At 41.0% G+C, this 14,579-nt stretch carries 11 protein-coding genes and 1 pseudogene; 6 read left to right on the top strand and 6 right to left on the bottom strand.

Features of this window, described 5'->3' with window-relative positions; genetic code table 11:
• Positions 1-37: 37 nt before the first annotated feature.
• From kdpB to ACH30E_RS02260, 4 genes are all read right to left on the bottom strand, one after another.
• Entirely contained in the window at positions 38-2,080 is a 2,043-nt protein-coding gene (kdpB, locus tag ACH30E_RS02275; RefSeq protein ID WP_490823483.1) for a potassium-transporting ATPase subunit KdpB, read from the bottom strand.
• Positions 2,081-2,090: 10 nt separating this feature from the next.
• The gene (gene kdpA, locus ACH30E_RS02270) at positions 2,091-3,791 is read right to left on the bottom strand and encodes a potassium-transporting ATPase subunit KdpA (RefSeq protein ID WP_490823482.1); all 1,701 of its coding nucleotides are present in this window, start codon (positions 3,789-3,791) and stop codon (positions 2,091-2,093) included.
• A gap of 480 nt (positions 3,792-4,271) precedes the next feature.
• Positions 4,272-5,609 (bottom strand): sigma-54-dependent transcriptional regulator, encoded by a 1,338-nt coding sequence (locus ACH30E_RS02265; RefSeq protein WP_490823481.1) that lies wholly within the window; start codon positions 5,607-5,609, stop codon positions 4,272-4,274.
• A 148-nt stretch (positions 5,610-5,757) separates the two neighbouring features.
• A complete protein-coding gene (locus tag ACH30E_RS02260; RefSeq protein WP_294997105.1) occupies positions 5,758-8,109 on the bottom strand; it encodes an ATP-dependent helicase in 2,352 nt (783 codons plus the stop codon).
• Between the two features lie 331 nt (positions 8,110-8,440).
• Between ACH30E_RS02260 and ACH30E_RS02255 the strand changes: the two genes are divergently transcribed.
• The 3 genes from ACH30E_RS02255 to ACH30E_RS02245 all read left to right on the top strand — a co-directional run bounded on the left by ACH30E_RS02255 (position 8,441) and on the right by ACH30E_RS02245 (position 9,964).
• The gene (locus tag ACH30E_RS02255) at positions 8,441-8,671 is read left to right on the top strand and encodes a helix-turn-helix domain-containing protein (protein WP_490823480.1); all 231 of its coding nucleotides are present in this window, start codon (positions 8,441-8,443) and stop codon (positions 8,669-8,671) included.
• A gap of 118 nt (positions 8,672-8,789) precedes the next feature.
• Complete coding sequence (locus ACH30E_RS02250) at positions 8,790-9,446, top strand: response regulator (RefSeq protein WP_294997109.1); 657 nt, start codon at positions 8,790-8,792, stop codon at positions 9,444-9,446.
• Positions 9,447-9,673: 227 nt separating this feature from the next.
• A complete protein-coding gene (locus tag ACH30E_RS02245; RefSeq protein WP_490823479.1) occupies positions 9,674-9,964 on the top strand; it encodes an isoamylase early set domain-containing protein in 291 nt (96 codons plus the stop codon).
• 86 nt (positions 9,965-10,050) lie between these two features.
• Here the strand turns inward: ACH30E_RS02245 and ACH30E_RS02240 are convergent, their stop codons facing one another.
• Positions 10,051-11,247, bottom strand: coding sequence for an NAD(P)/FAD-dependent oxidoreductase (locus ACH30E_RS02240; protein ID WP_490823478.1), 1,197 nt, complete (start codon positions 11,245-11,247; stop codon positions 10,051-10,053).
• Positions 11,248-11,414: 167 nt separating this feature from the next.
• Here ACH30E_RS02240 and ACH30E_RS02235 point away from each other — a divergent pair, with 167 nt between their 5' ends.
• The 3 genes and pseudogenes from ACH30E_RS02235 to ACH30E_RS02225 all read left to right on the top strand — a co-directional run bounded on the left by ACH30E_RS02235 (position 11,415) and on the right by ACH30E_RS02225 (position 13,464).
• A complete protein-coding gene (locus tag ACH30E_RS02235; protein WP_490823477.1) occupies positions 11,415-12,377 on the top strand; it encodes an L-threonylcarbamoyladenylate synthase in 963 nt (320 codons plus the stop codon).
• Positions 12,343-12,987: pseudogene (locus ACH30E_RS02230) on the top strand (ATP-binding cassette domain-containing protein); the annotation flags it as partial. The gene ACH30E_RS02235 and the pseudogene ACH30E_RS02230, both read left to right, overlap by 35 nt.
• A 69-nt stretch (positions 12,988-13,056) precedes the next feature.
• Complete coding sequence (locus ACH30E_RS02225; RefSeq protein ID WP_490823932.1) at positions 13,057-13,464, top strand: TOBE domain-containing protein; 408 nt, start codon at positions 13,057-13,059, stop codon at positions 13,462-13,464.
• Here ACH30E_RS02225 and ACH30E_RS02220 read toward each other — a convergent pair.
• Positions 13,461-14,543 (bottom strand): serine hydrolase domain-containing protein, encoded by a 1,083-nt coding sequence (locus tag ACH30E_RS02220; RefSeq protein ID WP_490823476.1) that lies wholly within the window; start codon positions 14,541-14,543, stop codon positions 13,461-13,463. The two genes, ACH30E_RS02225 and ACH30E_RS02220, sit on opposite strands and share 4 nt — an antisense overlap.
• Between the last annotated feature and the right edge of the window lie 36 nt (positions 14,544-14,579).

Raw genomic sequence — 14,579 nt, 5'->3', positions numbered from 1 at the left:
CAGAGAAAGGGGGGTGCGGAGTTTACGCAGAGAGTGATTAATAGAATAAGGATACGACGATGTCAATTAGTTTAATACCTATGAAGGGAACGATGATACCTCCCAATCCATAGATAAAAAGGTTACGCCTAAGCAATGCACTGGCTCCAATGGGTTTATAGGCTACTCCTTTTAATGCCAGCGGAATGAGTAACGGAATAATGATGGCATTGAAAATAACTGCGGAGAGTATAGCTGTTTCCGGGCTGGTGAGTTTCATAATGTTAAGCGCCTGCAATGCCGGAATAGCACCTACAAATAAGGCGGGTACAATGGCAAAATATTTCGCCACATCGTTGGCAATACTGAATGTGGTGAGTGTTCCTCTTGTCATGAGCAATTGTTTTCCGATCTCTACAATTTCAATCAGTTTGGTAGGGTCATTGTCGAGATCAACCATATTACCTGCTTCTTTGGCGGCCTGTGTTCCACTGTTCATGGCCACTCCTACATCGGCTTGTGCCAGAGCGGGTGCATCATTGGTACCGTCGCCCATCATTGCCACCAATCTTCCTTCCGATTGTTCCCTACGGATATAGTTCATTTTATCTTCCGGCTTGGCTTCCGCGATAAAATCATCTACTCCTGCTTTTTCTGCAATATATTTTGCTGTTAAAGGATTATCGCCTGTTACCATTACCGTTTTAATACCCATTTTACGCAGGCGTTCAAAACGTTCCTGTATACCGGGCTTAATAATATCCTGTAATTCAATTACACCAAGTACCTGTTCATTTTCTGCAACTACCAATGGCGTTCCACCATTTCCGGATATCTGCCTGATACGCTGGTCAATGATATCCGGAAAAACATTTCCTCTTTTCTCACAGAGTGTACGAATGGCATCTGCGGCTCCTTTGCGAATTCGTGTTTCTTCAAAATCAATACCCGAACTCCTGGTTTCTGCTGTGAATTTGATAAAACGTGGTTGTATTATCGAATAAGATGAGGGCTGTATGCCTGCCAGTTCAATGATGGATTTTCCTTCGGGTGTATAATCAGCCATTGAACTGAGTACCACTGCTTTCATAAATCTTTTTTCATCAACACCTTCTATCGGATAAAAATGCGTGGCTTTTCTGTTTCCGATGGTGATGGTTCCTGTTTTATCGAGCAGTAACACATCTATATCACCGGCTGTTTCCACCGCTTTACCACTCTTGGTAATTACGTTAGCTCTTAATGCCCTGTCCATACCCGCAATACCAATGGCTGAAAGCAATCCACCAATAGTGGTAGGAATTAAGCAAACAAACAAAGAGATAAATGCTGCTATAGTTATAGGCGCTTGTGCGTAGTCGGCAAAGGGTTTCAATGTTACGGTTACAATAATAAATACCAGTGTAAATCCTGCCAGCAAAATAGTGAGTGCTATTTCATTGGGTGTTTTTTGTCTGGATGCACCTTCTACGAGTGCAATCATTTTATCAAGAAAACTTTCCCCTTGTTCGGTAGTTACTTTTACAACGATTCGATCGCTCAATACTTTTGTTCCACCTGTTACACTACTTTTATCGCCACCTGCTTCACGTATTACAGGTGCGCTTTCGCCGGTAATAGCACTTTCATCTATGGTGGCTAATCCTTCCACTATTTCGCCATCAGATGGAATAATATCTCCTGCTTCACACACAAACAGATTCCCTTTTTGTAATTGAGCGGAGGAAACGATTTTTATTTCGCCCACAAACATTTCACCAACAGGTTGTATGAGTTTAGCCGGTGTTTCTTCTCTTGTTTTACGTAAGCTGTTGGCCTGCGCTTTTCCCCTTGCTTCCGCAATAGCTTCGGCAAAGTTGGCGAAGAGGAGGGTGATAAAAAGAATAGCCGTTACAATAATATTGTACACAAGACCTCCCTGACTTTGTTCGCCCGCAGCTACCCATATACTTACGCCCGCCATTACCAATGTACCTATCCAAACCATAAACATTACCGGGTTGTGAAACATTTTTGCCGGACTGAGTTTTACAAAAGACGCTTTTAAGGCTTCTGCTACCAGTTGTTTTTGAAATAATGTATTGGAATTTGTTTTTTTCATCTTACGTGTTTTAAATCATGGAAAAAAATTCAGCTATCGGACCGAGTGCCAGTGATGGGAAGAAGGAGAGTGCAGTTACAATAAGTATTACCGCAAAAATCATGATACCGAATGTGAATGTATCTGTCTTGAGTGTACCGGCACTTTCGGGAATATGTTTTTTTGATGCCAGTAATCCGGCAATGGCAACAGGACCAATAATGGGTAAGAAGCGACCAAGTATCAGTACAATACCTGTGCTGATGTTCCACCATAAATTATTATCGCCCAATCCTTCAAAACCACTTCCATTGTTGGCTGATGCAGATGTAAACTCATACAACATTTCACTGAAGCCATGATAACCCGGATTGTTTAGCCAGCCCCCATAGGCTTCAGGATTGTGGACCAGCATATAACTTGATAATGCCGTACCCGCAAGTATTAGAAATGGATGCAGCAGCGCAATAATCATCGCAATTTTTATTTCTCTTGCCTCAATTTTCTTTCCCATGAATTCCGGTGTGCGACCTACCATTAAACCACTGATAAATACAGCGAGAATAATAAAAATGAAAAAGTTAAGCAGTCCTACTCCACAGCCTCCATAAAAACTATTCACCATCATGGCCAGCATTTCGTTCATACCGCTGAGAGGCATAGTACTGTCGTGCATGGCATTTACAGAACCAGTAGATATAACGGTAGTTACAATACTCCAGAATCCCGAAGCCGCTGCACCAAAACGAACTTCTTTTCCTTCCATAGCACCAGAACTGTTATTGATGCCCATTTTAGCGATGGCCGGATTGCCATTTATTTCCTGGATAATATTAGGAATAGCTAACAGGAGAAAACCCACTGTCATCACACCAAAAATCATCCATGCCAGTTTTTTTCTTTTGATGTAATAACCAAAGGCGAAAATCATAGAAAATGGAATGATCAACTGTGCGATCATTTGAATGATATTGGTGAAGTAGGATGGATTTTCTAGTGGATGTGAACTATTGGCTCCAAAAAATCCTCCTCCGTTGGTACCCAAATGTTTTATTGGAACAAATGCTGCCACAGGACCCCTTGATACCTGAACAGTATCGCCTTGTAAACTGGTATAACTATCTTTCCCTTCAAAACCCATGGGCATTCCATTCAGCAAAAACAGTATCGCTACTATAATAGAGAGTGGCAATAAAACCCGGGTAATGGATTTTACAAAATACAGATAGAAGTTACCCAACTGATTGGTGGCTTTTTCTCTAAATGCTTTGAATAATATTACCGCGACTGCTATACCTGTTGCGGCACTTACAAACTGTAAAAACATCAGGTATAACTGTCCCAGATAACTCAATCCGGTTTCACCTGAATAGTGTTGAAGATTACAATTCACTACGAATGAAATAGTAGTGTTGAAGGCCAGGTCGGCACTCATATCGGGGTTTGCATCCGGATTGAGTGGCAACCAATGCTGGTTCATCAATACAAACATGCCCAGTAAAAACCAGACCAGGTTAATGAACAACATAGCACTCATGTGCTGTTTCCAGTTCATTTCCTGTGAAGCATTGATGCCGCTTATCCGGAAAAATAATTTTTCAACCGGCCCCATCACCCTGTCGAGTATGGTGCGGTTTCCTGCAAACACATTGGCTATGTATTTACCCAATGGAACAGCAAACAATAAACTTGCACCGAACATGATAACGATGCCTGTAATTTCTGAATACATAATGGACGATTAATTTTTGAAACAAATCACTACCTCTAGTTCAGGAGTGTGTTAGAATTTTTCTGGTTTTACCAGCACATAACACATATAACAGAATACAGCAATGGCAATGATGAATAAATACAGCATAGCTTAAAATTTTTCGAAGTAATTAATTGATCTGAAGAGGAGCAGAAAACAGGCAAGGCCTGCCACTGTAAGAATGGCTGTAAGCATAGATTAGTTTTTAAAAGTTCTATAAATGAGTCCGGCAATAACAATAATGGAATAAAAGCCCGCTACCAGGTGCCAGAACTGTAATATGATCTTGGGTTTCATGTTGCATCTATTGTTGATGCCAGAATGAGGCAATTCAAATGCCTGAATGGGCAGGAATGGATATAATGCAATAACAGTAAGGGTTTCAGGATTTAGGAAGAGGTGATGACAATAAAAAACCCTTTCATTTTGAAAGGGTTAAGACTATCGTTTTGAAAGGGATTAACCAATCTTATATTCATCCAGCTTACGGTATAATGTAGTGAGTGCAATATTCAGGAGTCTGGCTGCTTCTGTTTTATTGCCCTTTGTATAACGTAAAACTTTCTGTATATGTATTTTTTCGGCAGTCGCCAGATCAAAAGCGGAAAGCGGGTTATGGTCTGTAACGCCCTGCTGAAAATCGGCCGGAAGGCTGTCTGGTGTTAGCTGCTGGGCATTGGTAAGGATCATGCTTCTTTCAATCACATTTTTCAGTTCTCTGATATTCCCTTTCCATGGATGAGCTTCTAATGCCGATAAATACTCTTTTGATATTTGCATCTGCTTTTTATTGAGTTTATCGGCAAAACGAGTTACAAAATAAAGTGCAAGCTCTTCTATATCTGTTATACGCTCACGTAATGATGGTAAGTATATTTGAAAAACAGATAAGCGATAAAATAGGTCTTCACGAAAATGTCCCTCTTTAATTTCTTCCTGCAGGTTTCGGTTGGTCGCCGCAATAATTCGTAGGTTAACCTGTGTGGCTTTACTGTCGCCTACTTTTAAAAACTGGCCCGTTTCCAGTACACGTAATAGTTTGGCTTGTAAATCGATGGGCATTTCTCCAATCTCATCAAGAAAAACGGTTCCGCCATTGGCTTCTTCCAAAATACCTTTGGTATCTTTTATTGCACCAGTAAAAGCTCCTGCTTTATGACCAAATAATTCATTTTCCAATAGCTCTTTACTGAAAGTGGCACAATTCAACGCAATGAATGGTTGTTTGCTTCTGTTGCTGTTATTGTGAATGGCCTGTGCAAAAACCTCCTTACCTGTACCGGTTTCACCGTTTAATAGTACAGTGGCATCGGTTACAGAAACCCTTTCCGCTGCATCAATTGCCAGCTTTATTATTTTTGATTTACCGATAATACTGTTAAAAGAATATTTATTACCCAATCTTTTCTCAAGTTGTACCAGACGCTTTGATAAAGCCGCTTTCTCCATGGCTTTATATAAAAGCGGAATTATTCGATCGTTATCATCACCTTTGGTGATATAATCGAAAGCGCCATTCTTAATGGCCTGTACACTATCGGCAATATTGCCAAAAGCGGTTAAAAGAATCACTTCTATTAGTGGATACTTTGTTCTTATCTGTGCTGAAAGTTCCACACCATTGGCATCAGGCAGCTTAACATCGCAAAGTACCACATCAATTTCCTGCTGTTCCAGTTTTTTGAGTGCCAGTTTTGCATTACCTGCCTGCACCACTTCAAACCCTTCCAATGAAATGATCCTGGACAATAATGTCCGCAGTTTTTCTTCGTCGTCAATAATAAGGATCGTGTTCAACAGCAATATTTATGTAATGACAAAGATAGCAGGAAGAGAAACAGAAGAGCAATAAACAGAGGAATAAGAAATAAGGAACAGAGAAATCAGAAAGTGAACGGCAAATTACTTTCAGATTTCTTATTTCATGTTCCTTATTTCTCTGTTCTCACACAATTCGCAGCTTCGCATAATTCAACATAATCTTCTTCTCACCGTTTTTTTCAAACTGAATAGTAGCCACGGGGTTGTGTGCCGAGCCTTCCACACTTGATACGGTTCCAAAGCCAAATTTCTGGTGTTCCACTTTTTGTCCGGCCTGTAATTGTGAGGTATCGCTTGCCACAAAATCAGCCGATGGTACATGTGCCACTACTTTAGGTGTTACCGGCTGTATGGGAAGGTATTCTGGTTTTGATGATGGTTTACGACTTGGTGGTGGACCATATTTTCTCTCTGCCGCTGCAGCATTTCCGTTTCCGTAACCAAAGCCACGTTGCATCCTTTCAAATGCACTGCCCATATCGCTGCCCGCATTGTTTCTTGCACCTCCGCCTGCATAGGTTTTGTCGATATATTGTTCGGGCATTTCTTCAATAAACCTGCTTGGTTCATTCTGTACCAACTGGCCAAAACGATACCGTGCATTGGCATATGTGAGCCAAAGTTTTTGTTTGGCCCGGGTAACAGCTACATAAAATAATCTTCGTTCTTCTTCCAGTTCTTCGCGTGTATTGATCGACATACCACTGGGAAATAATGTTTCCTCCACCCCACCTACATACACACATTCAAATTCTAGTCCTTTAGCAGCATGTATCGTCATCATTTTTACCGCATCCTGTTCACCTTTGTCGTCATCTGCATCCGTAAGCAGGGTAATTTGTTGCAGGTATGAGCCCAGTGATTTATCGCCCAATTCACCATCTTCATTACTCGGACTTTCGGTCCATTCTTTAATGGAGTTCAGTAATTCCTGGATGTTTTCGTAGCGTGCTAATCCTTCGGTTGTTTTATCGTTAAAGAGTTCCTTTACCAGGTTTGTATGTTTCCCTACCTGTACAGCCACTTCATAAGCATTTGTACTGGTTAGCATACTTTGGAAATAGCGAATCATGGTGGTGAAATTCTGCAGTGCTTCAAGTGTGCCTGCTTTAAAACCAAATTCACCGGCTCTTGACACCACTTCATACATGGAGATATTCTGTTCATTGGCAGCTATCACGCATTTTTCAATCGTTGTTTTCCCGATGCCACGAACAGGATAGTTGATGATACGCTTTAGTGCTTCTTCATCTCTTGTATTGGCAATTACGCGCAGGTATGCAATGAAATCTTTTACTTCCTTTCGCTGGTAGAAACTTACACCTCCGTAAATGCGATAGGGAATACCCATTCGGCGAAGGCTTTCTTCAAAAGAACGGCTTTGCGCGTTGGTGCGATATAAAATGGCGAAATCTTTATTGTAAAAATGGTAACGTAACTTTTGTTCCTGTATACAGTCTGCCACAAAACGACCTTCGTCGTTATCTGTCATGGTACGCACCAATACAATTTTGTCTCCCTCTTTATTTTCGGTCCAAAGATTTTTAGGTATTTGTCCCTTATTATTTTTGATGACTTCGTTGGCTACATGTATGATATTCTGACTGCTACGATAATTTTGTTCGAGCTTAACCACTTTTACATCGTCATAATCTTTCTGGAACTGTAAGATATTTTCGATAGTAGCTCCCCTGAAGCTGTAAATGCTTTGGGCATCATCGCCCACCACACAAATATTTTCATGAACTGCTGCCAGCAGTTTGGTAATCTGGTACTGCACCGGGTTTGTATCCTGGTACTCATCGATTAATATGTATTTAAATTTGTGCTGGTATTTATGTAATACTTCCGGGAAGTTTTTCAGCAATTCATACATCTTAAGGAGCAGGTCATCAAAGTCCATTGCGCCATTTTTAAAACAGCGGTTGGCATAAGCGGCGTATATCTGTGCTATTGCCGGACGATTAGCCCGCATGTCTTCCTGTTGAATATAATAATCGGTGGCATATTCTGCAGGACCAACCAATGCGTTTTTAGCGGATGAAATGCGGTTACCTACCACATTGGGTTTATAATGTTTGTCGTCGAGATTTAGTTCATTAACAACAGTTTTTATCACCGAGCGGCTATCGTCGGTATCATAGATGGTAAAGCTGTTGGGATATCCTATTCTGTGTGCTTCGGCCCTAAGGATGCGTGCAAATACGCTATGGAATGTTCCGATATATAAATTCCTGGCTTCTGCATTTCCGAGTATACGTTCAATACGCTCTTTCATTTCCGCAGCGGCCTTATTGGTAAAGGTGAGGGCGAGAATATTGAAAGCATCCACTCCCTGGTTCATCAGGTGGGCAATACGTGTAGTAAGCACTTTTGTTTTCCCGCTACCAGCTCCTGCCACAATCATAAGTGGCCCTTTAATATGGGTTACCGCTTCTCGCTGGGGTTCGTTCAGTCCATTCAGGTAATCTTGCATGGGCGCAAGTTAATCAGTTGAGCGGGTATGATAAGCTATGGTGAATAAGTTAACCCGTTTTTGGAATAGCTTGTTAAACTAAATACGCTTGTCGCTGTTTTTAGAGGGTGTAGTCTTAGAAAGCTTTGCTTTTTGATTAATGGCTATATCTCTGGCAATTGAGTACAACATTTTATGCCATACTTTTTTAGAAATTCGGGTCGATTTTACAGGTATATGTATCGTAGACATAGTTATAATAGAAATTCTACTATAAAGTTACAAAGAAATTTAACACCGGCATACGATCATACGCCAGATAAATTCTCAATTCAATTGACCTTGTTCGCGCATGGACAGGGATATATTATTGGTATCTTTTGGTAAACACCTTACACAAATAAGGAAGGAAAAAGGGCTGAGTATTCATCAGCTTGCCCTGGCATGCGACATGGAATACAGTCATTTACAGCGCATTGAGAAAGGAAAAGTAAATATTGCCTTCACTACTTTATGCAGTATTGCCCGTGGACTTGAACTTAATCCTGAAGAACTATTACATAAATTTAAGCTTCCAAAATAAGCGGATACCTGGCATTATTTCCTGCTAAAAAAGAGTAGATACCACCATATTTAGAGTAATTACCACATTAGTTGGGTGCATTAGCTGCATTTATTTCACATTGTCTTAATGCAGCCTTATGGAACGCAACAAAATTAAAGTGGTGATTGCCGATGATCACCTTATTTTCCGAAAGGGATTAAGAAAGATCCTGGATGAAGTTCGTTCACTTAATATTGTTGGTGAAGCATGCAATGGATCGGAGCTGGTTACCATCGCAACCAAACTTAAACCTGATATAATTATTGTAGATGTATGCATGCCCATTATGGATGGGGTTATGGCTGTTAAGGAAATCTGCAAAAGGAAAATTACCAAGCGCATCATTGCGCTTTCTGTATTCAGCCATGAAACCCATATCATGGAAATGCTGGAAGCCGGCGCCATCGGCTACCTTACCAAAAGCGTTGGCAAGAAAGAAATACTGGAAGCCATAGAAGCCGTATATGATTACCGCCCTTATTTCTGCCCTGAAAGCAGTAAACAGGTGAATGACCTGATTACCAAATACAATTCCGACTTTCGCGAACACCTGGTCGTTTTTACAGAAAGAGAAAAAGACATCATCACCCTTATCTGCGAAGGCTCTACCAGCAAAGATGTTGCCCGCCTCCTCCATATAAGTCAACGCACCGTTGAAGGCCACCGAACCCGCATCATGCATAAAATGAAAGTAAAAAGCATCGCCGGACTTGTTGCATACGCCTGTGAGAAAGGTTTGTATCTGGCAGGGTGAAGCAAGCTGCGTGTTTTAGGCTTCAAGCCGCAAGCTGCAAGCTGCAAGTCTATATTAAGCACAATTCAAACCTTGTAGCCTGCGGCCTGCAGCTTGAAGCCAATTTCCCCCGGACAGCAATGACTTGCAGCTTGCAGCTTGCGGCTTGCAGCTTGCGGCTTGAAGCTTCTCTCCCATGGGTTACTTTTACCATCATTTGGTATTAAGGGCAAGCAAACCAACCAACAATGATTCAAAAAACCATCTACAAAACAAAAGACTACTGCAAAGTAAAATTCAACCTGGATATACAGGATAAAGAAACGGCTTCTATCCTCGGACTTAATGGCGACTGGAACAATCCCGTTCCGATGAAAAAGAAAAAAGACGGCAGCTTCACCGCAGAAATACAATTACCGAAATCAACACAACACGAGTTCCGCTATCTACTCAATGAAACCGAATGGATCAACGAACCCGAAGCCGACGGCGAGGTAGAAAACGTATACGGCTCAAATAACAGCGTGTTACATCTGTAAAACAAGGGAACAGAGAAACATCGGAATATCCAAAGTGAGCATTCACTTTCTCATTCCTTATTTCTTATTTCATATTTCTCTGTTCCCTAAGCTTTCCCTTTAAGTATCTTATGCCAATACATCCACGGTAGAATGTATTTTTTGAGTATCCACATGCTCCATCTTGGTTTTGACTGGTCGAAGGGGAATGTTTCCATTATTTTATTGTCGTAACCGAATTCTGCAAGAATCAGTTTTCCATAACCTGCAATAAGCGGACAACTACCATAGCCATTATACTTTGCCAGCATGGGTTGTTTGTTCAGGAGGTTCAAAAGATTTACAACAAGCACTGGCGCTTGCTTCCTTACAGCAGCACCGGTTTTGGCATTGCTTGTGCCTATGGCATCACCAATACCAAATACATTTGGAAACTTATTATGCTGTAACGAATATGCGTCTACATCTATCCATCCCCCAGCATTCGCAACAGCACTGTTTCGAATAAAATCAGGTGCAGACTGTGGTGGTGTTACATGAATCACATCAAATTTCTTGGTGATGGTTTGTCCGCCCAGTCCCTCCATTAGTTTAAAGGTAGCCAGCTTTTTTTCACCGTCAATCGCTATGAGGTCATGTTTGAAGTTTAGCTTTATGTTATAACCCCTTATAAGCTTCATCAATGCTTTTGCATATTTCTCTACGCCAAAAATTACACCCCCACCCGATACAAATTCAACCTGTACCTGTTTTAATATACCTCGTTTTCGGAACAGGTCTGCTGCCAGGTACATAATTTTCTGTGGAGCACCCCCACATTTTACTGGTGTAGCCGGACTGGTAAATAAAACAGTATTACCGGGCTCAACCTGTTGCAATGCTTCGTAAGTGTATGGGGCTTGATCAAAAGCATAGTTACTGCACACACCATTTTTACCCAGCGTTTCTTTTAACCCCTGAACAGCAGACCAGTTTAACTGTATACCCGGAGCGAGTACCAGGTAGTCGTAGCTGTATTCATTACCAGTTTCACAATGAAGTTTATTTTCTGCCGGTTTCAACATGGTTACCCTGTCCTGTACCCAAACAGCACCCTCAGGTATAACCGATTTTTCAGGACGAACAGTTTTCTTAATATCATACACTCCACCACCTACAAGTGTCCAGGCAGGCTGATAATAATGTTTAACTGATGGCTCTATAATGCCAATATTTAGTTTAGCATCTTTTAATAACAGTTGGGCTGCAACAGAAATACCAGCGTTTCCTCCACCTACAATAAGAATCGAAAAATGTTGTGTCATGACTAAGGGTTTTTGCTAAAGTAATACCCTGTATGCACCATTCCCGTGACTGAAATCACAGGCATATATGATTTTTATCAGGCTTTTGCAGAGCCGTATTCAGGTAAAGCATCATACATAAAAAAAAGCTTGTAGCTTGCGGCCTGAAGCTTGTAGCCGCAACACAAATGCCGATAATTACACAAAATATTAACCTGGTAGCAGAAAGCTTAGAGAAAGAAGAAGTAGCTGCTATACCCACCGAAACAGTGTATGGACTGGCAGGTAATATTTATAGTGATAAAGCTATTCACAGCATTTTCCGTATAAAGCAAAGACCTTTATTCAATCCTCTGATTGTTCATCTGCCAGGTGTACAGGCATTGGATGAAGTGGCAGCAGAAATTCCTGTGATGGCCAAAAAACTGGCCGATCATTTCTGGCCGGGACCGCTAACTCTTTTGTTACCGAAAAAAAATTCGGTGCCCGACCTGATTACTGCGGGTAAGTCCACCGTAGCTGTTCGTGTTCCCAATCACTCGGTTACATTGTCTTTATTAAATCATTTATCTTTTCCCCTTGCTGCCCCCAGTGCTAATCCTTTTGGCAGCATCAGCCCCACTACTGCAGATCATGTAGCAGGATATTTTAAAAACGATTTTCCTTATATACTCGATGGCGGACCTTGTACAAGCGGTATCGAATCTACCATTATCGGATTCAATACAGATGGCGCTGTTATTTATCGCTACGGATCTCTGGCCATTGAAGATATTATGCCAATCACAGGTCCATTACAGGAATGGATTAAAGATGAACAAACACCAGATGCACCAGGTATGTTACTCAGGCATTATGCCCCAAAAACAAAAACTATTCTTACTGAGGATGTAAAAGAAACTTTGAACAACTACCCTTCTAAAAAAATCGGGCTACTTTTATTTTCTGATAGTTCATCTGATTTACAGGCAAACACCAAAGAAATTCTCTCGCATAAAAGTTCATTAGAAGAAGCCGCCTCAAACCTATATGCAGCCATGCACAGGCTCGATCAACAGAATTTAGACCTCATCATAGCCGAACGTTTTCCTGATAAAGGACTTGGCAGATCTATCAATGATCGCCTGCAAAGAGCCACACACGCGTTGTAATATCCAACAGCAGAACAGAGAAATTTTCAACTTCGAAGTTGGATATTCGAAATTCTTCTGTTCATCTGTTTCTTTCTTCCTCTGTTCCCAAAGTTTATTTACTTTCACGGCGTTCATGGAGCATTCACCATTATTAGTTGTTGAGGGTATTTCAAAGACCCAATCTGGTAACCTCATTTTACATCCGGTTAGTTTTCGGTTAGTGGCCGGAAAAAAACTAGCGATCGTTGGTGAAACAGGATCGGGTAAGAGTACTTTATTGAAAATGATTGGCGGACATATTGCCCCCGACTCCGGTAAAATATTGTTTAATGGTGAAAGGGTATGGAGTCCGCCGGTAACACTGTTGCCTGGTCATAATGGCATTGCTTATCTGTCGCAGGATTTTGAACTTCGTAATAATTATAAGGTACACGAATTATTAAGTTATAAAAACCTGTTGACTCCTGAATCGGCCGCTCAATTATACCAGGTATGTAAAGTAAGTCACCTGATGAATCGTAAAAACGATGAATTATCGGGTGGCGAAAGACAAAGGGTGGCACTGGCCAAATTGCTGGTTGGTGTTCCACAATTATTATTGCTGGATGAACCATTCTCTAACCTCGACCTTCCACAGAAAAAAAACATCAATGCCGTTATTCATGCTATAAGTGAGCAGTTGAAAATTACTTGTATCATGGTTTCACATGATCCGGTTGATACACTTAGCTGGGCCGATGAAATAATGGTATTGAAAGATGGAGTATTAATGCAGCACGATACACCACAACAAATTTACCTGCAACCCGCCAATGAATATGTTGCCGGATTATTCGGACCATATAACTTAATAAAAATGAATCACCATAACTTTCACCTCAAATGGGAGTTGAACAATAAAACGGTGAACAGATTTATAAGGCCTGAGCAGTTATTATTGTCCGATACACATGAAAATGCTGTTGATTGTGTGGTTACGCAGGTATTATTCTGCGGCGCTTACTGGTCTGTTACTGTAAGCAATGGCGAACAGTCGCTGATTATTCATACCGATAAGTCAGGTATTCAAAAAGGCGACCTGATTTGGATTGCTTATAAGCACTAAAAAACACCCGCTATTTTTAGTTTACCCCATAATTCATTGTCAAAACTGGAAACTGCAAGTTGTGTTTGTCCGGCAGATTCACCCATTCTAATAACAACCAGTTGTTGAGAAGGTACTACATAAATTTTCTGGTCATTTTTACCAAGAGCGGCGTATAAATCTGTAGGTGCATTTGGCATAAGGTTGCCCGTAAACAAAAACTGAACAGTGGGCAGCATATAATAACCTTTGCCATTGAGCCAGGTAAGGTAACCATAAGAAGGATTCAGACTCTGAGAGCTCATAGTCTGGGTTTTAATATAGTTTGTATCTCCTAATACCGTTATTGCATCCCATTTACCTTTCGCCAGCAGAAGCAATCCAAAACGCGCCATGCTTCTTGCCGTACTGTAATACACATTATTATATCCTACTCTTAACCATAACCCATTCATACCAATTCTATCCCTGATCTTTTGCTGGAAATAGGTGTTGAAATTAGTGTTGGTAGCAGATTCAATTACCTTATCAAGTAATGTATATGCGGCATTATGGTAGGCCCATCTTGTACCAGCATCTGCCTTGTATTGCAAGCAGGATGGTAATGTACAATCCACATCTCCAACACCATCGTCTAAACCTGATGTCATGGTTAGCTGGTGCTTAACGGTAATAAGGTTTTCTTTTTCAAGGGGAAGGGATGTCCATCCGGTACCGATATACTGTGATGTTTTATTATTAATATTCAGCTTACCCTGCTCCTGTGCAATGCCAGTTAAAAAAGCTGTCATGGTTTTACCTGCAGAGGCCCAATACCAATTGCTGTCTGCAGTAAAACTGCCAAAATATTTTTCAGTAACTATCTTCCCATTTTTTAAGATGATAAATGCTTTTGTGTTTTTCTGTTGCAGGTAACTATACACATCATTCAATCCGGTTTCGTTCCATTTAAGACTGGCGGGTGTTACCGATTGCCACTCTGAACCAGTACTGGGAGGAAAATACAATGAAGAAGTTGAGCTAATAGGATCAACAGGTGCTGATTTCTTACAAGAATACAGTACCAGGACACAGGATATGATTAGCAGGTGGTTTTTCATAAATGCACCTTTTTGACCCTAATTACCTTTTTTGGT

The sequence above is a fragment of the Sediminibacterium sp. FW305-C-61 genome, from assembly GCF_058231065.1.
The sequence above is the reverse complement of the archived record's forward strand: the minus strand, read 5'-3'. Positions and strand labels throughout refer to the sequence as shown.

What these genes read in the sequence shown, in the direction of transcription:
- ACH30E_RS02225 (WP_490823932.1), top strand. Translation starts at nt 13,057, where the DNA reads ATGGTTTCACATGATCCGGTTGATACACTTAGCTGGGCCGATGAAATA.
- kdpB (WP_490823483.1), bottom strand. Translation starts at nt 2,080, where the DNA reads ATGAAAAAAACAAATTCCAATACATTATTTCAAAAACAACTGGTAGCA.
- ACH30E_RS02250 (WP_294997109.1), top strand. Translation starts at nt 8,790, where the DNA reads ATGGAACGCAACAAAATTAAAGTGGTGATTGCCGATGATCACCTTATT.
- ACH30E_RS02255 (WP_490823480.1), top strand. Translation starts at nt 8,441, where the DNA reads ATGGACAGGGATATATTATTGGTATCTTTTGGTAAACACCTTACACAA.
- ACH30E_RS02260 (WP_294997105.1), bottom strand. Translation starts at nt 8,109, where the DNA reads ATGCAAGATTACCTGAATGGACTGAACGAACCCCAGCGAGAAGCGGTA.
- ACH30E_RS02235 (WP_490823477.1), top strand. Translation starts at nt 11,415, where the DNA reads ATGCCGATAATTACACAAAATATTAACCTGGTAGCAGAAAGCTTAGAG.
- ACH30E_RS02245 (WP_490823479.1), top strand. Translation starts at nt 9,674, where the DNA reads ATGATTCAAAAAACCATCTACAAAACAAAAGACTACTGCAAAGTAAAA.
- kdpA (WP_490823482.1), bottom strand. Translation starts at nt 3,791, where the DNA reads ATGTATTCAGAAATTACAGGCATCGTTATCATGTTCGGTGCAAGTTTA.
- ACH30E_RS02220 (WP_490823476.1), bottom strand. Translation starts at nt 14,543, where the DNA reads ATGAAAAACCACCTGCTAATCATATCCTGTGTCCTGGTACTGTATTCT.
- ACH30E_RS02240 (WP_490823478.1), bottom strand. Translation starts at nt 11,247, where the DNA reads ATGACACAACATTTTTCGATTCTTATTGTAGGTGGAGGAAACGCTGGT.